Annotated in this window: 19 protein-coding genes; 6 read left to right on the top strand and 13 right to left on the bottom strand. The window is 71.0% G+C overall.

Annotated elements, in window-relative coordinates:
- Window positions 1-66 precede the first annotated feature (66 nt).
- The 7 genes from BUR99_RS00440 to BUR99_RS00410 form a co-directional block, all read right to left on the bottom strand.
- Entirely contained in the window at window positions 67-915 is an 849-nt protein-coding gene (locus BUR99_RS00440) for an ABC transporter ATP-binding protein (RefSeq protein WP_074258446.1), read from the bottom strand.
- Complete coding sequence (locus tag BUR99_RS00435; protein ID WP_074258445.1) at window positions 912-1799, bottom strand: ABC transporter ATP-binding protein; 888 nt, start codon at window positions 1797-1799, stop codon at window positions 912-914. Before BUR99_RS00435 ends, BUR99_RS00440 begins: the two co-directional genes overlap by 4 nt.
- Complete coding sequence (locus tag BUR99_RS00430) at window positions 1796-2887, bottom strand: ABC transporter permease (protein ID WP_084183484.1); 1092 nt, start codon at window positions 2885-2887, stop codon at window positions 1796-1798. Before BUR99_RS00430 ends, BUR99_RS00435 begins: the two co-directional genes overlap by 4 nt.
- Window positions 2880-3884 (bottom strand): ABC transporter permease, encoded by a 1005-nt coding sequence (locus tag BUR99_RS00425; RefSeq protein WP_074258444.1) that lies wholly within the window; start codon window positions 3882-3884, stop codon window positions 2880-2882. Before BUR99_RS00425 ends, BUR99_RS00430 begins: the two co-directional genes overlap by 8 nt.
- 50 nt (window positions 3885-3934) lie before the next feature.
- Entirely contained in the window at window positions 3935-5599 is a 1665-nt protein-coding gene (locus BUR99_RS00420; protein WP_074259368.1) for an ABC transporter substrate-binding protein, read from the bottom strand.
- A gap of 231 nt (window positions 5600-5830) precedes the next feature.
- Window positions 5831-6442 carry a bifunctional 4-hydroxy-2-oxoglutarate aldolase/2-dehydro-3-deoxy-phosphogluconate aldolase gene (locus BUR99_RS00415; protein WP_074258443.1) on the bottom strand — a complete coding sequence of 204 codons (612 nt, stop codon included), beginning with the start codon at window positions 6440-6442 and terminating at the stop codon, window positions 5831-5833.
- A complete protein-coding gene (locus tag BUR99_RS00410; protein WP_234980698.1) occupies window positions 6439-7362 on the bottom strand; it encodes a sugar kinase in 924 nt (307 codons plus the stop codon). Before BUR99_RS00410 ends, BUR99_RS00415 begins: the two co-directional genes overlap by 4 nt.
- 72 nt (window positions 7363-7434) lie before the next feature.
- Here BUR99_RS00410 and BUR99_RS00405 point away from each other — a divergent pair, with 72 nt between their 5' ends.
- From BUR99_RS00405 to BUR99_RS00390, 4 genes are all read left to right on the top strand, one after another.
- Window positions 7435-8727, top strand: a complete 1293-nt coding sequence (locus BUR99_RS00405; protein WP_074258442.1) for a type III PLP-dependent enzyme domain-containing protein — start codon at window positions 7435-7437, stop codon at window positions 8725-8727.
- A gap of 9 nt (window positions 8728-8736) precedes the next feature.
- Entirely contained in the window at window positions 8737-10383 is a 1647-nt protein-coding gene (locus tag BUR99_RS00400) for an N-acyl-D-amino-acid deacylase family protein (RefSeq protein WP_074258441.1), read from the top strand.
- A 1-nt stretch (window position 10384) separates the two neighbouring features.
- The gene (locus tag BUR99_RS00395) at window positions 10385-11116 is read left to right on the top strand and encodes an IclR family transcriptional regulator (protein WP_074258440.1); all 732 of its coding nucleotides are present in this window, start codon (window positions 10385-10387) and stop codon (window positions 11114-11116) included.
- A gap of 61 nt (window positions 11117-11177) precedes the next feature.
- Entirely contained in the window at window positions 11178-11561 is a 384-nt protein-coding gene (locus tag BUR99_RS00390; RefSeq protein ID WP_074258439.1) for a RidA family protein, read from the top strand.
- 64 nt (window positions 11562-11625) lie between these two features.
- Here the strand turns inward: BUR99_RS00390 and BUR99_RS00385 are convergent, their stop codons facing one another.
- Both BUR99_RS00385 and BUR99_RS00380 read right to left on the bottom strand, forming a co-directional pair.
- Window positions 11626-12687, bottom strand: coding sequence for an aspartate-semialdehyde dehydrogenase (locus tag BUR99_RS00385; RefSeq protein ID WP_234980697.1), 1062 nt, complete (start codon window positions 12685-12687; stop codon window positions 11626-11628).
- Window positions 12688-12862: 175 nt separating this feature from the next.
- The gene (locus tag BUR99_RS00380) at window positions 12863-14137 is read right to left on the bottom strand and encodes an aspartate kinase (protein ID WP_074258437.1); all 1275 of its coding nucleotides are present in this window, start codon (window positions 14135-14137) and stop codon (window positions 12863-12865) included.
- 126 nt (window positions 14138-14263) lie between these two features.
- Between BUR99_RS00380 and BUR99_RS00375 the strand changes: the two genes are divergently transcribed.
- Window positions 14264-14758 (top strand): hypothetical protein, encoded by a 495-nt coding sequence (locus BUR99_RS00375; protein WP_074258436.1) that lies wholly within the window; start codon window positions 14264-14266, stop codon window positions 14756-14758.
- Between the two features lie 4 nt (window positions 14759-14762).
- On the opposite strand, the gene BUR99_RS00370 is transcribed toward BUR99_RS00375, so the two are convergent.
- From BUR99_RS00370 to BUR99_RS00360, 3 genes are read right to left on the bottom strand one after another with little or no spacing between them, the layout of a single operon-like run.
- Entirely contained in the window at window positions 14763-15122 is a 360-nt protein-coding gene (locus BUR99_RS00370; protein ID WP_074258435.1) for a nuclear transport factor 2 family protein, read from the bottom strand.
- Window positions 15123-15181: 59 nt separating this feature from the next.
- Complete coding sequence (recR, locus tag BUR99_RS00365) at window positions 15182-15778, bottom strand: recombination mediator RecR (RefSeq protein ID WP_074258434.1); 597 nt, start codon at window positions 15776-15778, stop codon at window positions 15182-15184.
- A 2-nt stretch (window positions 15779-15780) separates the two neighbouring features.
- Window positions 15781-18198: a DNA polymerase III subunit gamma and tau gene (locus BUR99_RS00360; RefSeq protein WP_074258433.1), complete on the bottom strand. Its 2418-nt coding sequence runs from the start codon at window positions 18196-18198 to the stop codon at window positions 15781-15783.
- Window positions 18199-18276: 78 nt separating this feature from the next.
- Between BUR99_RS00360 and BUR99_RS00355 the strand changes: the two genes are divergently transcribed.
- Window positions 18277-18648 (top strand): TraR/DksA family transcriptional regulator, encoded by a 372-nt coding sequence (locus BUR99_RS00355; RefSeq protein ID WP_074258432.1) that lies wholly within the window; start codon window positions 18277-18279, stop codon window positions 18646-18648.
- Window positions 18649-18717: 69 nt separating this feature from the next.
- Here BUR99_RS00355 and BUR99_RS00350 read toward each other — a convergent pair whose 3' ends face one another.
- Window positions 18718-19803, bottom strand: a complete 1086-nt coding sequence (locus BUR99_RS00350) for a fatty acid desaturase family protein (RefSeq protein ID WP_074258431.1) — start codon at window positions 19801-19803, stop codon at window positions 18718-18720.
- Window positions 19804-19907 lie beyond the last annotated feature (104 nt).

Genomic DNA, 19907 nt, shown 5'->3' with positions numbered 1-19907 from the left:
AGGCCGCCTCTCTCGTTTCGTGTTGGTGGTCACTCTATCTGCAAGGAATCTTTACTGATTGGCGGCTCACCCGCCGTTCCGCACATCGTCGCGCAGTCGCCCGAGTCGATCCGGGTCGGCCGCGGCCTCGAGCAGGGTCTTCGTGTACTCGTGCCGAGGATCGAGGATCACCTGCTCGCTCGGCCCGCGTTCGACGATCTCCCCGCGGTACATCACCAGGATCTCGTCGGAGAAGTGCCGCGCGGTCGCGAGGTCGTGCGTGATGTAGAGCACGCCGAGGTGCTCCTGCCGCTGCAGCTCGGCGAGCAGGTTCAGCACGCCGAGGCGGATCGACACGTCGAGCATCGACACCGGCTCGTCGGCGATGATGAACCGCGACCCGGGGGCGAGCGCACGGGCGATCGCGACGCGCTGCCGCTGACCGCCCGAGAGCTCGTGCGGACGGCGATCGGCGAACGTCGCCGCCGGTGACAGGCGAACGCGTTCGAGGAGCTCCTCGGCCCGCTCGCGGATCTGCCGCGACGAGAGCCGCGGGTTGTGGATGCGCAACGGCCGTTCGAGGTGGTGCAGGATCGGGTGGAACGGGTTCAGCGAGCTGAACGGGTCCTGGAAGACCATCTGCACGTCGCGCCGGTAGCGGGCGAGGCCCCCGCCGCGGGTCGCACTCACGCGTCCGTCGAGCAGCACCTCGCCCGACGACGGCGTCTCGAGCTTGGCCATCATGCGCGCGATCGTCGACTTGCCCGAGCCGCTCTCGCCCACGAGGGCGATCGTGCGACCCGGTTCGAGGGTGAACGAGACATCCTTCACCGCGTGCAGGGTGCGCACCTTCGTGCCGCTCCGCAGCCGGAAGTCCTTGACCAGGTTGCGCGCCTCGAGGGTCGTGGCCTCGATCGCAGTCGCCCGCCCGCTCATGCCGCACCTCCCGCCGCCGCGCCGGTGCGGATGAAGTCGCCGCGATCGCCGCGCAGGCTCGGGAAGCTCGAGAGCAGCCGCCTGGTGTACGGATGCCCCGGCGCCCGGTAGATCTGCTCCGCATCGCCCTGCTCGATGATCTCGCCGTCGAGCATGATCGCGATGCGATCGCTGATCTCGATCAGGAGCGGCAGGTCGTGCGTGATGAAGACCACCGCGAAGCCGAGGCGCTCGCGCAGCCGCATGATCTCGCGGATGATGCCCCGCTGCACGACGACGTCGAGCGCCGTGGTCGGCTCGTCCATGATCATGACCTGCGGGTCGAGGGCGAGCGCCATCGCGATCATGACGCGTTGGCGCATGCCGCCCGACAGCTCGTGCGGAAAGCTCGAGAGTCGCGTGGGATCGACGCCGACGAGGGTCAGCAGTTCGGCGCTCCTGGCCTCGCGCTCGGCGCGCTTCATGCCCGGTCGATGGGTCGTGAACACGTCGTGCAGCTGCTTGCGCACGTTCATGACGGGGTTCAGCGAGTTCATCGAGCCCTGGAAGACCATCGACACCTTGTTCCAACGGAACCTGCGCAGCGCCTCGCCGTCGAGCCCGACGACGTCGATGTCGTCACCGGATGCATCGTGGAACACGACCTCGCCGCCGGTCATGAGCGCCGGGGCCTTGAGCAGCCGATTGAGCCCGTAGGCGAGGGTGGTCTTGCCGCAGCCGGACTCCCCCGCGAGGCCGAGGATCTCACCGCGGTGCAGCGTGATCGACGCACCGCGCACGGCCTTCACCGGCGGGTCCACCTCGTACTCGATCGAGAGGTTCCGAGCGGTGAGCACGGGCTCGCCCAGGGCGGCGGTGCTCACGGCGTTGGCGTCGGCGTTCATGCGAATGCTCCGGTATCGGCGACGCCCTTGCCGGCCTTCGCGGCCCTGCGCTGGCGCTTCGCGTTCTCAGGCGCGAGCCTGAGCTTCGGGTTCACGACCTCGTCGATCGCGAAGTTGATGAGGGAGAGTCCGGCGCCGAGCGCGGCGATGATGAGGCCCGGAGGCACGAACCACCACCAGGCACCCGTGCCCACCGCCTGGCCGGTCTGGGCGTCGTTCAGCATCGTGCCGAGCGTGATCGACCCGGTCGGCCCGAGGCCGAGGTACGAGAGCCCCGCCTCGCCGAGCACCGCGAAGATGACGCCGAAGATGAACTGGGCCGCGAGCAGCGGCACGAGGTTCGGAAGGATCTCGACGAAGATGATGCGGCCGGGCTTCTCGCCCGCGACCCGGGCTGCGGCGACGTACTCGCGGGTGCGCAGTGAGCGCGCCTGGGCCCGCAGCACCACGGCGGAGCCCGCCCAGCCCGTGATGCCGAGCACGAGCGCGACGAGGAGGGAGCTTCGGGCGAGCGGCCCGAGGCCCTCGGCGGTCTGCACGTAGGCGGCGATCACCATGACGACGGGCAGGCCCGGGATCACGAGCACGATGTTCGTGAAGAGCGTGAGCACCTCGTCGAGCACGCCGCCGAAGTAGCCGGCGAACACGCCGAAGACCACGGCGAGGAAGAGGGCGACGAGTCCGGCGACGAGGCCGATGAAGAGCGAGCCCTGCGTGCCCCAGGCGAGCTGCGAGAAGACGTCGTAGCCGAGCTTGGTCGTGCCGAGCCAGTGCTCGGCCGACGGCGGCTGCAGCGCCTCGTTGCTCGAGTCACGGGGCGGCTGGGCGATCATCGGGCCGAAGATGCCGAACAGCGTGATGAGGCCGACGATCACGACACCGGTGATGAGCTTGCCGGAGCGGCTCGGCAGGATGTGCCGGAACCGGCCGCCGCGCGTCGCACGTGCGGCCGCGATCGCGGCGGTGGCGGTCGCCTCGCGGGTCGTCTCGCGCACCGCCTCGGCGGAGACGGGCGACTGGAACGGCGCGTCGTCGCCCGTCGCGTAGGCGTCGTCGGCGCGATCGAGGGTGGGCTGGGAGTCATCCATTGTGTCGCACCCTCGGGTCGATGAAGCCGTAGATGAGGTCCATGAAGAAGTTGGCGGCGAGCACGGTGAGCGTGATCACGAGGAAGACGCCCTGCATGAGCGCGTAGTCGAGGCCCTGCACGGCCTGGATCATGAGCTTGCCGATGCCCGGATAGCTGAACACCTGCTCCATGACGATGGAGCCGGCGACGACGAAGCCGAGGGCGATGCCGAAACCGGCGAGGCTCGGGATGGCGGCGTTGCGCGAGGCGTACTTCGTGCGCACCCGTCGCGGGGTGAGCCCCTTCGCCTCGGCGGTGACGACGTAGTCCTCCGACATCGTCGACACCATCATGTTGCGCATGCCGAGGAGCCAGCCGCCGACCGAGGAGAGCACGATCGTGATCGCCGGGAGGATGGCGTGGTAGATCGCGCTGCCGACGAACGCCCAGCTGAGCTCGGGGCCGGCCGGGAACTCGAAGACGTCGTACCCGCCGACGATCGGGAACCAGCCCAACTGCACCGAGAACACCGCGACGAGCACGAGGGCGAGCCAGAAGTACGGGATGGATTGGAAGACCGTGGTGACCGGCACCAGGTGGTCGAGCGCGGTGCCTCGCCGCCATCCCACCCATGCGCCGACGATGATGCCGAGCACGAAGGAGATGACGGTCGCGACGCCGACCAGGATGATCGTCCACGGCAGGGCCGCCGCGATGAGATCGGCGACCGAGGCCGGATACCTCGTGGAGGAGACGCCGAGGTCTCCCTGAAGCAACCGGCCCCAGTACGCCACGTACTGGTCCCAGAGGGACATGTCCTTCCCTGCGCCGAGGATCGAGGTGATGGCCTCGATCGTCTCCTCGGAGAGCGGGCGCCCGCCGCTGGCACGCCGGAGCTTGCCGAGCATGATGGCGGCGGGGTCGCCCGGGAGGAGCCGCGGGAGCAGGAAGTTGAGCGAGATCGCCGCCCAGAGGGTCACCAGGTAGAAGGCGACCCGCCGAAGGTAGAAGCTCATGCCGCTGCCGTCCTCGAGTTCGGAAGGGTTCGTTCCATGGGACCGGCGGCCTACTTCGCCGGGGTGAGGTGCGAGAGCACGACCGCGTTGGCCACCGCGAGGTACGGCAACGGTGCGGCGTACAGGTCGCCCTCGCTCGGCCATCCGCTGAACTTCTCGGTGTTGAAGAACGACTGCGAGGCGTTCAGCACCACTGGGATGTACGGGAGGTCGCGCGCGATCTCGGCCTGGATGGTCGCGTAGGCCGCCTGCTTCGTGGCGACGTCCTGCGTCGCACCGGCCGCGAGCACGGCCGCGTCGACGGCGGGGTTCGAGTAGCGCGCGTAGTTCTGACCGACGAGCGGGGTCTCGCCGACCTTCGCGGTCGAGGTGCCGGCGAAGTACTCGTGGTAGTTCGAGTACGGGTCGGCGACGAGGCTCTGCGTGAGTCCGTAGAGCGCCATCTGGAAGTCGCCCGACTGGATCGGCGTCCAGTACTCGGCATCGGAGACGGTGCGGGCGTTGATGCGGATGCCCGCCTCGGCCGCCTGCTCGGAGATGAGCTTCGCGGCGTCGTTGTAGTCGGTCCAGCCGTCGGGCGAGAACAGGTCGATCTCGAAGGCCGTGCCGCCCTTGCCGTAGAAGCCGTCGGCGTCCTTCGTGTAGCCGGCGGCCTCGAGGATCGCACCCGCCTCTGCGGCGTTCGCCTCCTGGGGGCTCGTGGCGAGCTCGGGGTCGCTCAGCCACTGCTCGTCGCGCGGCTGCAGGGTGAACGACGGCGAGGACTCGCCCGCCAGTCCGGCGAACGCCTTGTCGGCGATCGTGGCCCGGTCGATCGCGACGTTGATCGCCTGGCGCACGGCCGGGTCGGTCTGCGCGCCCTCGCACCCGAGGTCGGCGTTCGCGCACGTCGTGATCGTCGTCGGGTCCTGCTGGAGGTTCAGCGTCGTGATGTCGCCCTCGCCCGTGACGGCGTCGGGGTTCGCGATGAACTGGCCGACCCAGTCGATCTTGCCGGTCGTCAGCAGGTCCTGCGACGACTGGTTCGAGTCCAGGCCGAGGTACTGCACCTCGGTCACGGCGGGAGCGCCGTCGCGGAAGAGTTCGTTGGCCTCGACCGTGTAGGCAGCATCGGAGAAGCTCTTCAGCACGTACGGACCGGAGCCGACGGGCTCGGGGTTCGTCTCGGCCATGAAGTCGTCGATGTCGGCCCAGATGTGCTCGGGGATGATGTACGTCGAACCGAGCGTGAGCGAGGCGCTCGTGAACTGCGGCTCGGTGTAGGTGAGCACGACGGTGGTGGCGTCGGTCGCCTCGGCCGAGACGAACTGCTCGGACTTGTTCGAACCGTACCCGAAGGTGAACGCGACATCGTCGGCCGTGAGGTCCTCGCCATCGCTCCATTTGAGGTCGGGCTTGATCGTGACGGTGAGCGTGCGCCCGTCCTCGCTGTACTCGTAGCTGTCGCCGACGAGGCCGACCGGCGCATCCGCCGAGAGCTGGTTGAAGAAGAACAGCGGTTCGTAGATCACGCCGAAGGTCGCATGCACGGCCGTGTCGACGGCGAACGGGTTGAAGTTGTTGTTGATCGGGGTGGCGCTGCCCGCCCAGACGCGGAGGACCGAGGCATCGTCGCCGGTTCCTCCTGCCGACGGCGTGCATCCGGTCATCCCCAGGGCGATCGCGGCCGCTCCGGCGGCGAGTGCCACCGCGAAGGAGCGTTTGGTTCGAGTCATCTCCGGCATTCCTCTCGTGCTTCGTTGCGTGGAAGGTGGTGCGCAGTGCCGCGTGCAGGATCTCGGTGCTCACGCGTTACTGGAAGCGACCCTAACAGAAAAGATAGTAACTGGAAACAAGTCATTCAGTTTCTGTTGCGGCCGCGTTTCCCACACGTTTCCGGGGAGGAGACGACGAAAGCGCGGTGCCGACCAGGTCGGCACCGCGCTCGGGATCGTTCGAAGACCCGGCTACTCGGCGAGCAGGGCGGCGAGCGCCGGCAACTGCGCCGGGTCCTCGAGCGCCGAGCCGACGGCGACGGCGCGCACACCACGCGCGAGGAACGCTCCCGCGTTCGAGGCATCCATGCCGCCGGTGGCGACGAAGCGGGCACCGGGGAACGGGGCGGCCATCGCCTGGAACCACGCGGGCCCGAGGAGCGACGCCGGGAACGCCTTCAGCCAGGTGAGGCCCGAGGCCATCGCGGCCTGCACCTCGGTCGCGGTCGCGACGCCCGGCATCGGCGGCAACCCCGCCTGCGCCGAGGCACGCGAGACCACCGGATCGAAGCCCGGGCTCACAGTGAAGGCCGCGCCGGCGGAAGCCGCGAGCTCGACATGCCGCACCGACACGACGGTGCCCGCCCCGACGATCCGGCCGGCAGCGCGCCCGGCAGCGGCGACGGCGCGCAGCGCCTCGAGGTCGGCCTCGGTCTGGATCGGCAGTTCGATCACGTCGATGCCGAGGCCCCAGGCGAGCTCGGCGAGCTCGAGGCTCCGCTCGGCGCCCATGCCCCGGAAGATCGCCATGAGCGGCTGCCCCTCGAAGATCGCGTCGAACTCGGCGTTGCTGATGGCGGTCATCGGGTGCTCCTCGTGGTGGGTTCGGCAAGGGGGAAGTCTGCGGTGCCGCCGAGCACCGTGACGGCTCGGGCATGTCCGGCGGCGAGTCGATCACTCGGGTCGCCGCCGGCGAGGAGCGACGCGAGGTACCCGGCCGCGAAGGCGTCGCCGGCCCCGACGGCCTCGACCACCTCGACGGACAGCGCCGGAACGTGGGTCGACCCGGAATCCGCACCGCCGCGGAACTCGGTGGCACCGATCGCGCCGTCCTTCACGACGAGGAGCGCGGGCTCGGGCAGCAGCGCCCGCATGGCGTCGGGCGTCGCAGTGCCCCAGAGCGCCTCGGCCTCGTCGAGCCCCACGAAGACGAGGTCGGCGCGGGCGGCGAGCTCGAGCAGGCGACCGGCCGCGACCCCTGCGGGCCAGAGCGCGCTCCGGTGGTTGACGTCGAAGCTCAGCATCGCGGGCGCGGCGGCGACCCGGCCCAGGAGTGCGTCGACGAGCGCGTCGCAGCTCGCGGAGAGCGCCGGCGTGATCCCGCTGACGTGCACGACCCGTGCCGTGTCGAGCGGGAGCGCGTCGAGGAAGGACGGCGTCATGCGCGAAGCCGCCGACCCTGCCCGGTAGTACTGCACGCCTCGACCCGGATCCTTGAAGTAGACGCCTGTCGGCGCCCCGTCGTCGGTCTCGACCCAGCGCAGGTCGACGCCTCGGTCGCGCAGGTGCCCCGCGACGCGCCGACCGAGCGCATCGTCGCCCAGTCGCCCCGCCCACGCGGCGCGACGACCGAGGGCCGCGAGGTGGGCGACGACGTTCGCCTCGGCGCCGGCCGAGTCGACGCGGAACTCGTCGGCCGTCTCGAGCGGTTCGGCGAACACGGGGGCGACGAGCGCCATGGTCTCGCCGAGGGCGACGACTTCGGGCAGCGGAATGTCAGGCACGCCCCTATGCTGTCGGGTGTGCAGATTCGGCGCAAACGCGTTGCAGCATCTGCAACACGAGAGGGGCTCCGGATGCCGCAGCACACGCGACTCGCAGCACTCGCCGACGAGCGGCTGAGCGCAGCAGACAAGGGCCTGCCCGCCCGCGCCGACGGCCTCACGGTGCGCGAGTTCCTCGCGACCGGGCCGGCGCTCGCCGAGTTCTGGACGCCGCTCCTCGCGCTCGACGAGCGGGCGCTCGCACGCAACGCCTCGGTGATCCAGGGCTGGTGCGCCGATCGCGGACTCGAACTCATGCCGCACGGCAAGACCACCATGGCCCCGGCCCTCTGGCAGCTCCAGCTCGACGCGGGCGCCACCGGACTCACCCTCGCGACCCCGGGGCAGGTGCGCACGGCCCGCTCGTTCGGCGTCGCCTCGATCATGCTCGCGAACACGCTCGTCGCGCCGGCCGCCCTCGCGTTCGTCGCCGGTGAACTCGCCGACTCCGCCGTCGCGTTCCGCTCGTGGGTCGACTCGGTCGAGACCGTCGAGGCGATGGAACGCGGCCTCGCGGGCCTCGCACTCCCCCGCCCGATCGACGTCCTCGTCGAGCTCGGCGGGGCCGGTGGTCGCACGGGCGCTCGCGGCGTTGCCGAGGCCGTGCGCGTCGCCGAGCGCGTCGCCGCCTCGCCCGTGCTCCGGCTCGCGGGCACGGCCGGCTACGAGGGCAGCCTCGGCCACGATCGCTCGCCCGCGGTGCTCGATGCCGTGCGGGGCTATCTCGCCGAGATGCTCGAGGTGCACGAGGTCGTGCGCGGCCTCGCCGAGGGCGAGCTCATCGTCACGGCCGGCGGCAGCGCGTACCTGGAACTCGTCGCCGAGGCGTTCGCCCCGGCGATCGCCGCGGAAGCCGCGGCAACCGTTGCAGCAGGTGCGACGGCGGGGAGCACCCGCTGGATCCTCCGCTCGGGCGCCTCGCTCCTGCACGACGACGGCTTCTACCACGGCATCTCGCCGATCGACGGCGAACTCGCCCCCGCGATGCGCGGCTACGCCCGCGTCGTCTCGCACCCCGAGCCCGGCCTCGCGCTGCTCGACGGCGGCAAGCGCGACTTCCCCTACGACGAGGGCCTGCCCGTGCCCTTCGGCGTCGCCGAGGCGCCCGGTGCCGCCGAGCGGCCGCTCGCCGGGGCATCCGTCACCGCCCTCAACGACCAGCACGCCTATCTCCGCGCCGACGGCCCGCTCGAACTCGCCATCGGCGAGGTCGTCTCGCTCGGCCTCTCGCACCCGTGCACCGCGTTCGACAAGTGGCGCCTCATCCCGGTCGTCGAGGGCGGTGGTTCCGACCGCGTGGTCGCACTCGTGCGCACGTTCTTCTAGGAGTCCTCGGTGTCGATCCTCATCAGGAACGCGATCGTCGTCGATGCCGCCGGTGCCGGCGCCGGCGCATCCGACGTGGTCGTCGACGGCGAGCGCATCGCACGCATCGGTCCCGCGACGTCCGACGACGCCCGCGACGCCGCCCACGCCCACGTCATCGACGGCCGTGGCCGGCTGCTCATGCCCGGCTTCGTCGACGCCCACTCGCACGCCGACGGCGCGCTCTTCGACCCCGACGTGCAGCTCGCGCTGCTGCGCCAGGGAGTCACGACCGTCATCGGCGGCCAGGACGGCGTCTCGTACGCCCCGGGCGACGGCGCCTACGCCACCGAGTACTTCGCCGCGATCAACGGAGGGCACCCGAGCTACCGCGGCGGCGGGATCGCCGCACTGCTCGCCGCCTACGACGGCACCACGGCCGTGAACGCCGGCGTGCTCGTGCCCGCGGGCACGGTGCGCTTCGTGGTCTCGGGCCGGTCGACGGATGCCGCCTCGCCCGACGAGCTCGACCGCATGCGGGTGCTCGTGGCCGACGGCCTCGCCGACGGCGCGCTCGGGCTCTCGACGGGCCTCGACTACGTGCCCGGCATCTTCGCCGACACCGCCGAGCTCGCCGCCCTCGCCGGGCCCGTCGCCGATGCGGGAGCCGTCTACGTCTCGCACATGCGCGGCGGCTACGAGGCGAACTCGGCCGCGGGCATCGCTGAGATGGCCGCGATCGCCCGCGAGACGGGGGCGCGGATCCACGTCTCGCACTTCCACGCCGAACCGCACCTCGTGCGGGAGCTGCTCGCCGAGCTCGAGCGCGACGGCGTCGATGCGACCTTCGACGCCTACCCGTACACGCGTGGCTGCTCGATCCTCGCGATGCCGATCCTGCCCGCCTCGCTGACCGTGCGGCCCGGGTCCGAGGTCGTCGCCGAACTCGCCGACCCCGCGGCGCGTGCGCGACTCCGCCGGGAGTGGTTCCCGACCATCACGCGCTCCGCGGGCCTCGGCCCCGAGTGGCCGTCGATGCTCACGCTCGCCCATGTCGCGGCGCCCGACTACGACTGGGCGCACGGCCTCACGATCGCACAGGGGGCTGCCGAGGCATCCGGTCGCTCGGGCACGTCGATCGACGCGATCGACTTCGCCCTCGACGTGCTCGTGGCCTCGCGACTCGAGGTCAACGTCGTGATGGCCGTGCAACGCGAGCGCAGCGATGCCGGGCTCGCGGAGATCCTCTCGCACCGGGCGGCCATCGGCGGTTCCGACGGCATCTTCATCGGCCGCCACCCGCACCCGCGGGCGCGCGGCTCGTTCTCCCGATACCTCGCGATGCTCGTGCGCGAGCAGGCCGCGCTCGGCTGGGCGGATGCCGCGGCGCTCGTCTCCTCACGCGCGGCGGCCCGGTTCGGGCTCGGCGACCGCGGCGCGGTGCGCGAGGGCTTCGTCGCCGACCTCGTGCTCGTCGACCCCGATGCCGTACGCGCGACCGCGAGCTACGTGGAACCGCTCGGGCTCGCCGTCGGCATCGACGACGTGCTGGTCGCCGGCGTGCCCGTGCTCGCGGGAGGCGCACTCACCGGGGCGACGCCCGGCCGCGGCATCCGTCGCGGCGGCATCACGACCGACGTCGCGGCGGTCGACACCGCGGCACTCGAGGAGGCCTGACATGTCGCAGAGCGTGAAACGCGCGGCCCGCATCATCGACGCGATCGCGGCCGACCCGCGCACGGTCGCCGAGCTCGCCGAGGCCTTCGAGCTGCACCGGTCGACGATGTTCCGCGAGCTGCAGTCGCTCGAAGAGGTCGGCTGGGTGCGCCGCCGGGCATCCGGTCGCTACACGCTCGGCGCCCGGCTCGCCGCCCTGTCGAAGGAGGCGTTGGACTCGCTCGACCTGCGCGAGGCCGGCGCCGAGCATGTGCGCCGCCTGCAGCGCCGCACGGGCAACACCGTGCACCTCGCCGCGCTCATGGACCGCTCGATCGTCTACGTCGACAAGGCCGAAGACGAGTCCGGGGTGCGCATGTACTCCCGCATCGGCCGCGCGGTCATCCCCAACTGCTCGGCCGTCGGCAAGGCGATCCTCGCCGACCTCGACAGTGCCGGCCGCGACGCGGTGCTCGCCGGGATCACCTGGGAGCGCTACACCGAGCTGACCATCACCACCCGCGAGCGGCTCGACCGGGAGCTCGCCCTCGTGCGCTCCCGCGGCTGGGCGACCGACGACCGCGAGTTCGAGGACTTCGTCAACTGCATCGCCGTGCCGATCCGCAGCTCGCTCGGCATCGTCGGCGCGCTCTCGGTCACCGCGATCCGCATGGTCGCCGACCTCGACCGGTTGCGGGCGCACCTGCCCGCGATGCGCGAGACCGCCGACGCCATCGCCCGCGAACTCGGCTGAGTCCGCACGCTCGCCACCGACCACGACCACGACCACGACCGATCACCACAGCGGAGGAACCATGTCCAAGATCGCCGTCACCCTCTCGAACGCGCCGAAGCCCGCGGGCCCCTACAGCCACGGGGTCGTCGCCAACGGCTTCCTCTACACCGCCGGCTTCGGCCCGCAGGATCCGGCCACGGGCGAGGTCGTGCCCGGCGGCGCCGCCGAGCAGACCCGCCAGGTGCTGCGCAACATCGGCGCCGTGCTCGCCGAATACGACCTGTCGTTCGACGACGTCGTGAAGGTCACCGCCCACCTCGAAGACCTGGCCGACTTCGCCGAGTACAACGCGGCCTACGCCGAGTTCTTCACCGAGCCCTACCCGGTGCGCACCACGGTGGGCTCGCGCCTCGCGAACATCCTCGTCGAGATCGACGTCGTCGCCGCGATCCCCCAGGGCTGAGAAACCCCGAGAACAGCGGATGCCCCGTGGCCGATCGGCCACGGGGCATCCGTCGTGCTGGGTGCTAGACCGCGGCCGGCAGCTTCGCGGCGACGAGCTCGGCGATCTGCACGGCGTTCAGCGCCGCGCCCTTGCGCAGGTTGTCGTTCGAGACGAAGAGCACGAGGCCCTTGCCCTCGGGCGCCGACTGGTCTTGCCGGATCCGGCCGACGTAGCTCGGGTCGGTGCCGGCCGCCTGCAGCGGCGTGGGCACGTCGGAGAGCTCGACGCCCGGAGCCGCGGCGAGCAGCTCGGTCGCGCGCTCGGGCGTGATCTCGTTCGCGAACTCGACGTGCAGCGAGAGCGAGTGGCCGGTGAACACGGGCACGCGCACGCAGGTGCCCGCGACACGGAGGCCGGGCAGCTCGAGGATCTTGCGGCTCTCGTTGCGGAGCTTCTTCTCCTCGTCGGTCTCGAGGTCGCCGTCGTCGACGATCGAGCCGGCGAGCGGGATCACGTCGAACGCGATCGTGCGGGGGAACTTCTCGGCCGCGGGGAACTCGACCGCCGAACCGTCTTGCACGAGGCCGATCGCGTCCTGCGCGACGGCGGCGCGGGTCTGCTCGAGCAGCTCCTCGCCGCCCGCGAGCCCGGCGCCCGAGACCGCCTGGTAGGTGCTCACGATGAGGCGCTCGAGGCCGGCCTCGTCGTGCAGCACCTTCAGCACGGGCATCGCGGCCATCGTGGTGCAGTTGGGGTTGGCGATGATGCCCTTCACGGCCTGGTCGATCGCGTGCGGGTTCACCTCGCTGACGACGAGCGGAACCTCGGGGTCCATGCGCCAGCCGCTCGAGTTGTCGATCACGGTGACACCGGCGGCGGCGAAGCGCGGCGCCTGTGCCTTCGAGAGCGTGGCGCCGGCGGAGAAGATCGCGAGGTCGAGACCGCTCGGGTCGGCCGTCGAGGCGTCTTCGACCACGATCTGCTCGCCCTTCCACGGCAGCGTCGTTCCGGCGGAACGGGCCGAGGCGAAGTAGCGGATGGAGGCGACCGGGAAGTCGCGCTCCTCGAGCAGGCGCCGCACGACCGCGCCGACCTGACCGGTGGCGCCGACGACGCCGATGTTCACTCCGTTGGTGTTGCCCACGTGCACTCCTCCATCACCCGGCAGCCGCTCGGCCGCCGGGAAGCGTTCTTCCATTGTCCCAGCCCGGGCGGCGCCGCCCGGCGGTTCGCGGAACCTTGGCAGGATTTGCCCCGGGATCCGCGAGGATTTCGATGATCGGGCGGATGCCGCATCCGCTCGACCTGCAGTCAGGCGATCAGCGCCCGGTGCCGCCGTGCACGACCGCGTCGTCGTCGCCGTCGAGCTCGAACGCCGAGTGCACGGCGCGCGCGGCTGCGTGCACGCTGTCGGCACGAGTGACGACCGAGATGCGGATCTCGCTGGTCGAGATCATCTCGATGTTGATGCCGGCCGTGTACAGCGCCTCGAAGAGGCGGGCGGAGACGCCCGCGGCCGAGCGCATCGCGGCGCCGACGAGCGAGAGCTTGCCGATCTGGTCGTCGTACTGCAGCGAGAGGAAGCCGATGGCCTCCTGCGCGCCCGCGAGGGCCGTGAGCGCACGCTCGCCGTCGGACTTCGGGAGCGTGAACGAGATGTCGGTGCGGCCCGTCGAGGCTGCTGAGACGTTCTGCACGATCATGTCGACGTTCGCGTTCGTGCCGGCGACGATCTTGAAGATCTTCGCGGCGACGCCCGGCTTGTCGGGCACGCCGACGACGGTGATCTTGGCCTCGGTCAGGTCGACCGCGACACCTGCGATGACGGACTCTTCCACAGCTTCTCCTTCGGGAAGGCGCGCGGGGTCGTAGACGATGGTCCCCTCGCTGTTGTTGAACGACGAGCGCACGTGCAGGGTCACGCCGTGACGGCGTGCGTATTCCACTGCGCGGATGTGCAGGACCTTGGCTCCGGATGCCGCGAGCTCGAGCATCTCCTCGCTCGTGATCCTGTCGAGCTTGCGGGCCTTCTTCACGATCCGCGGGTCGGAGGTGAAGACGCCGTCGACGTCGGTGTAGATCTCGCAGACGTCCGCGTCGAGCGCGGCCGCGAGCGCGACGGCGGTCGTGTCGCTGCCGCCGCGGCCGAGCGTCGTGATGTCGCGGGTGTCGCGGTTGAAGCCCTGGAAGCCGGCGACGATGACGATCGCGCCGTCGTCGAGCGCTTCGCGCAGGCGCACCGGGGTGACGTCGACGATGCGGGCGGCGCCGTGCGTGGCATCCGTGATCATGCCGGCCTGGCTGCCCGTGAACGAGCGTGCCTCGTGGCCCATGCCCTTGATCGCCATCGCGAGCAGCGCCATCGAGATGCGCTCGCCCGCCGAGAGCAGCATGTCGAGCTCGCGCGGCGCGGGAAGCGGCGTGACCTCGTTCGCCAGGTCGAGCAGCTCATCGGTCGAATCGCCCATCGCGGAGACCGCCACGACGACGTCGTTGCCGGCCTTGCGGGTCTCGACGATGCGCTTGGCGACCCGCTTGATGCTCTCCGCGTCGGCGACGGACGACCCGCCGAACTTCTGCACGATCAAGCTCACGTGGTCTCCCAGGGGTGGTTTGCTGGCTGCCGCTCGGGTGGCCGGCGCCGGAAGCACCATCATACGGCGGGCCCGCATGCGCGCCCGGCTATGTGACGCTCCGCCGGGCGGCGGTAGCGTGTTCCCATGTCGGAGGCACTCGAGGCTTGGACCGAGTTCAACGTCGCGATGGTGGGCGCCACCGCCGCCCTCGCCGGTCTCCTCATCGTGGCGATGTCGGTGAACATCGGCGAGATCATGAAGTCGGCGACGCTGCCGCCCCGTGCGGCCGCATCGATCGCGGCGCTCGTGCTGGCGATCACCGCCGGCGCGTTCGGGCTCGTGCCCGGCCAGCCCATCGTGGCGTACGGCATCGAAGTGCTCGCGGCAGCCGTGCTCGCCGGTGTCTTCCAGGTGCATGCGATCCGGGTGGTCATGCGGGAGGACCGCGTCTCACCGCTCGACCGGGTGTTGAAGAGCATCGCCGGGGTGCTGCCGATCGTCGCCTTCCTCGGCGGCGCCGTGCTCGTCGTCGCGGGCGTGGTGGAGGCGGGACTCGTCGCGATGGCGGTCGGCGCGGTGCTCAGCATCATCGCCGCACTGCTGATGGCCTGGGTGGTGCTCGTCGAGGTGCTGCGATAGCGGCTCAGCCCTTGTGCGAGCGCGGCATGTACCACTCGGTGAACTCGGTGGCTCGGCCGTCTTCGGCCAGGCGCACGATCCAGAGGTTCAGGTAGTCGCGTTCCGCCGGGTAGTTCGTGCGCCCTTGGATGACGACGAAGCCGTCGTCCTCATGCACGATGCGCCAGTCGAACGCCCAGCTCCCCTTCTCGTCGAGGTCGGCGAGCCAGCCCGTGACGATCGCGTTGCGGCCGATGCGCGGCTCGGAGTCGGGACTCGTGAGGTAGCGGGCGTCATCGGTGAAGAGCGCTCCGATCTCGGCCGGATCGTTCGACTCCCACGCCGCGACGTATCCCGCGACCCATTCGGCACCTCTGCTCGCCATGGCTCCGTTCTAGCCGTGTGCGAGTGGAGCGTCAAGGGCAGCGGCGGCGCCGGCGGGCGTCAGCCGACGACGCGCCGACCCTCGAATGCGCGCCCGAGCGTCACCTCGTCGGCGTACTCGAGGTCGCCGCCGACCGGCAGGCCCGAGGCGAGGCGCGTGACGCGGATCTCGAGCGTGGAGAGCAGCCGACTGAGGTAGGTCGCGGTCGCCTCGCCCTCGAGGTTCGGGTCGGTGGCGATGATGACCTCGGTCACGGTCGCGTCGGCGAGCCGCTGCATGAGCTGGCGGATGCGCAGCTCGTCGGGGCCGATGCCGTCGATCGGGCTGATCGCGCCGCCGAGCACGTGATAGAGCCCGCGGAACTCACGGGTGCGCTCGATGGCGACGACGTCTTTGGCCTCTTCGACCACGCAGATGAGGGCAGGATCGCGTCGCGGGTCGCGGCAGATGCCGCACGTGGCTTCTTCGGAGACGTTGCCGCAGATCTCGCAGAACCGCACCTTGTCGCGGATCTGCATGAGGATCTCGGCGAGCCTGCTGACGTCGAAGTGCTCGGTCTGCACGATGTGGAACGCGATGCGCTGGGCCGACTTGGGCCCGATGCCGGGCAGGCGACCGAGCTCGTCGATCAGTTCTTGGACGATGCCTTCGTACACGATCAGCCACGCTCTCCGAAGCCGGGCCGCTGCGGTGCTTCGACCTCTTCGAGGAAGGTCGCACCGAGCACCTCGCGCACGACGGCCTCGCCGTATCGCTGGATGCCGCCGTCGTGGCCCGCCGCCGTCGACAGCGGGCGGCCCGTGCGCTTGGGCGTGCGGGCCGGCGCGGGAGCCTCCGCCGGTGCGACGGCCGCAGGCGCGGATGCCTCGACGATCAGCTCGGGCTCGGGCCCGGGGTCGAAGGGCGGCTCCTCGTCTTCGGGCGGCGCATCGGCGTCGTCGGGCGGCGGGGCGACATCGACGCGAGCGGATGTCGCCGGCGCGGCCTCCGGTGCGGCAGTGGCCTGCACCGGGGACGCCGCCGCCTGCGGCCGCTCGATCACGGCGGTCGCCGTGCCGGTGCCGGACGGCGCCGATTCGAAACCGGCGTCGGCGACCGGGTCGCGTGGGATCGCCACGGTCGCCCACGAGTCCACCGGCCCAGTGGGAGCAGCCGGTGCAGCCGTCGCCTCGGCGCGGGCGGGCGCCGCGGGCGCCGAGGATGAGGGCCGCGCAGTCGCGGCCGCGTCCGATGCGGGCGACGGCGGTCGAGCCGTCGATGATTCGGACTTGGCATCGGCAGAGGACCCGCGCGGCTCGACCGGAGCCTGCGGCTCGGCCGGCGCGGGCGGGGTCGACGGCGCCGGGGCCGCAGCGTTCGGCGAGCCGCCCTGGCCGTCGACGCGCGCGACGAACTTCACCCGCACGCCGAGCACCTCGACGATCGCACCGCGCAGCAGCTCGCTGACGCTCTGACCGGGTGCGCCACCGCGGAAGCCCGCGACGTCGTGCTCGCTCGGGAACGTGAGCACGAGCACGTCATCGTCGCGGAAGTCGCGCACCTGCGCGGTAAAGGCCACCATCCACGCGCTGCGCTTGGTGCGCTGGAGCGACGAGAGCACCTCGGGCCACGCGTCGCGGACCTGCTGGAGCGTCACCGGTCCGACGGGTTTCGCGGGCGATGCAGCGGGCGCCGCGGCCTCGGGAGCCGCGACCTCGGGGGCCGCGGGCGACGCGGTCTCGGGTCGGGATGCAGCCGCGGGTGCAGGCGCCGCCGCAGGCGCCGCCTCGACCGGCGCAGCGGTCGCCGACGGCGAAACCGTCACCGGAGTCGCGACGCGCTCGGCCGCAACCCGGGCTGCCGGAGCAGCCGGCTCGTTTCGGGCGACCGGGCGCGAGTCGGATGCAGCCGGAAGCGACCCTGCTGCGTCGGCAACGCCGACCCGGCGCTCGAGCCGCTCGACGCGCACGAGCGCACCCCGCTCGGTGTCGTCGGCCGCGGGCACGAGCACCCGCGCGAGCATGAGCTCGAGGTGCAGGCGCGGCGAGGTGGCGCCCGTCATCTCGGTGAGCGTCTGGTTGACGAGGTCGGCGACCCGAGAGAGCTCGGCCTGGCCGAAGGCGGCGGCCTGGGCCGCCATGCGGGCGAGCTCGTCTTCGGGCACTCCGCGGAGCACCGCGGCGGCCGTCTCTGGCGAGGAGGCCGCGACGACGATGAGGTCGCGAAGCCGCTCGAGCAGGTCTTCGACGAAGCGGCGGGGGTCTTGCCCGGTCTGCACGACCCGGTCGGCCGCGGCGAACGCCCCCGCCGCATCGCCAGCGCCGATCGCGTCGACGACCTCGTCGAGCAGGGCGCCGTGGGTGTAGCCGAGCAGCGCGACGGCCCGCTCGTAGTCGATCGTCGGGCCGTCGGATCCGGCGATGAGCTGGTCGAGGAGCGAGAGCGTGTCTCGCGGCGACCCGCCGCCGGCGCGCACGACGAGCGGCAGCACGCCTGGCGCGACCTCGACGCCCTCTTCGGTGCAGAGCTGCTGCACGTACTCGAGCATCGGCCCGGGCGGCACGAGGCGGAACGGGTAGTGGTGCGTGCGCGAGCGGATGGTGCCGAGCACCTTGTCGGGCTCGGTCGTCGCGAAGATGAACTTGATGTGCTCGGGCGGTTCTTCGACGAGCTTCAGCAGCGCGTTGAAGCCCTGCGGCGTGACCATGTGGGCCTCGTCGAGGATGAAGATCTTGAACCGGTCGCGCGCCGGGGCGAACACGGCGCGCTCGCGCAGGTCGCGCGCGTCGTCGACGCCGTTGTGGCTCGCGGCGTCGATCTCGACGACGTCGAGCGACCCGCCGCCGCCCCGAGCGAGCTCGACGCAACTGGGGCAGACGCCGCACGGGACATCCGTCGGGCCCTCTGCGCAGTTCAGGCAGCGCGCGAGGATGCGCGCCGACGTCGTCTTGCCGCAGCCGCGAGGGCCGCTGAACAGGTAGGCGTGATTGACACGATCGGTGCGGAGCGCCGTCATGAGCGGCTCCGTCACCTGGGACTGGCCGATCATCTCGGCGAACGTCTCTGGCCGGTAGCGGCGATACAGGGCGGTGACCACGCATCAATCGTAGTTGCCGCGTCCGACACCACGGCCGGATGTCGGGGGCGTACCATGCGGGAATCGGAAGGGGGCGTCATGACGTCGACGATGACACCGGCACAGCTCGATCGGTTCCGGGCGAAACTCCTGCAGGAGCGGGCCGATGCGGAGGGCAGGTTCGCCGAATTCGGCGACGTCATGAGCGAGGTGCGGGCCGCGAGGTCGGGCGCTTCCGCCGATGACGAACACGACCCCGAGGGGCCGACGATGACGCAGGAGTGGTCGCAGCGCACCGCGGTGCTCGCCGACGCTCGCGCCGAGCTCGCCGACATCGATCACGCGCTGGCGCGCATCGACGACGGCAGCTACGGCTTCTGCAGCAACTGCGGCAAGCGCATCACCGTGCCGCGCCTCGAAGCACGGCCGACGGCCGAGCTCTGCATCGACTGCGCACGGAACGCGCGCTGACGCCGGCGACTCGCTGAGTCGCCGGCGTATGCTGCGCCCGCTCCTGCGCGAGCACGGGCGAGGGCCGCGTCAGTCGCGCCGGCGGTACGAGTTGATCATCGGGCAGTCGAAGGGGTCGCGTGCCGCGAGCCCGACCCGGTTGAGGTACGCGATGACGATCGCGTACGACTCGACGAGCCCCGTCTCGGTGTAGCGCACGTCGTTCTCGCGGCAGTACTCGCGCACGATCTGCTGCGTGCGGGCGAGCGCGGGGCGCGCCATGCTCGGGAACAGGTGGTGCTCGATCTGGTAGTTCAGGCCGCCCATGAACGAGTCCATGAACTTCCCGCCGCGGATGTTGCGGCTGGTGAGCACCTGGCGCTCGAGGAAGTCGACGCGCATGCCGCGCGGGATGAGCGGCATGCCCTTGTGGTTCGGGGCGAACGAGGCGCCCATGTAGACGCCGAACACGCCGAGCTGCACGAACAGGAAGACGGCGGCCAGGAGCGGCGGGAAGGCCCAGAAGACGAGTGCGACGGTGCCGATGAGGCGAACCGCGATGAGCGTGATCTCGAGGCCGCGTCGCTTGACGGTGCCCTTGCCGAGCACGTGGCGGATGCCGTGCACGTGGAGGTTGATGCCCTCGAGCAGCAGCAGCGGGAAGAACAGGTAGCCCTGCTTGCGCGTGATCATGCGCACGAGCCCGCGGCTCTCCGCGGCGTCCTCTTCGAGGAAGGAGATCGTGTCCTTCACGATGTCGGGGTCGCGACCGATCACGTTCGGGTTGCCGTGGTGACGCGTGTGCTTGTTCATCCACCAGCTGTAGCTGATGCCGACGACGAAGTTGGCGAGGATGAGGCCCGCCCAGTCGTTGGCCGGCCCGGAGCGGAAGACCTGGCGGTGCGAGGCCTCGTGCGCCATGAAGGCGAACTGGGTGAAGATCACGCCGAGCGCAGCTGCGACGACGAGCTGCCACCACGAGTCGCCGATCATGACGGATGCCGCGATGACGGCGCCGAGCACGACGGTCCAGAAGACGGCCTTGCGCACGTAGAAGCCCACGAAGCGGTCGAGCAGGCCCTCGGCCTTGATCTGGCGGGAGAGCTGCGCGAACCCGCTCTGCGCCGGATCCACGCCCTCGCGTCGGCGGCCCGCCGTGAGGATGACGGGCGACATGGTGCCCAGTGCACCATCGGGGCGTTCTACGACCTGCAGGCTCATGCGTGCTCATCTCGTCGTCCGAAGGTGCGAATGGAACTCAGACGAACGTTTCGGGGGTG

Source organism: Agromyces cerinus subsp. cerinus (assembly GCF_900142065.1).
GTDB classification, from domain to species: Bacteria; Actinomycetota; Actinomycetes; order Actinomycetales; family Microbacteriaceae; genus Agromyces; species Agromyces cerinus.
The sequence above is the reverse complement of the archived record's forward strand: the minus strand, read 5'-3'. Positions and strand labels throughout refer to the sequence as shown.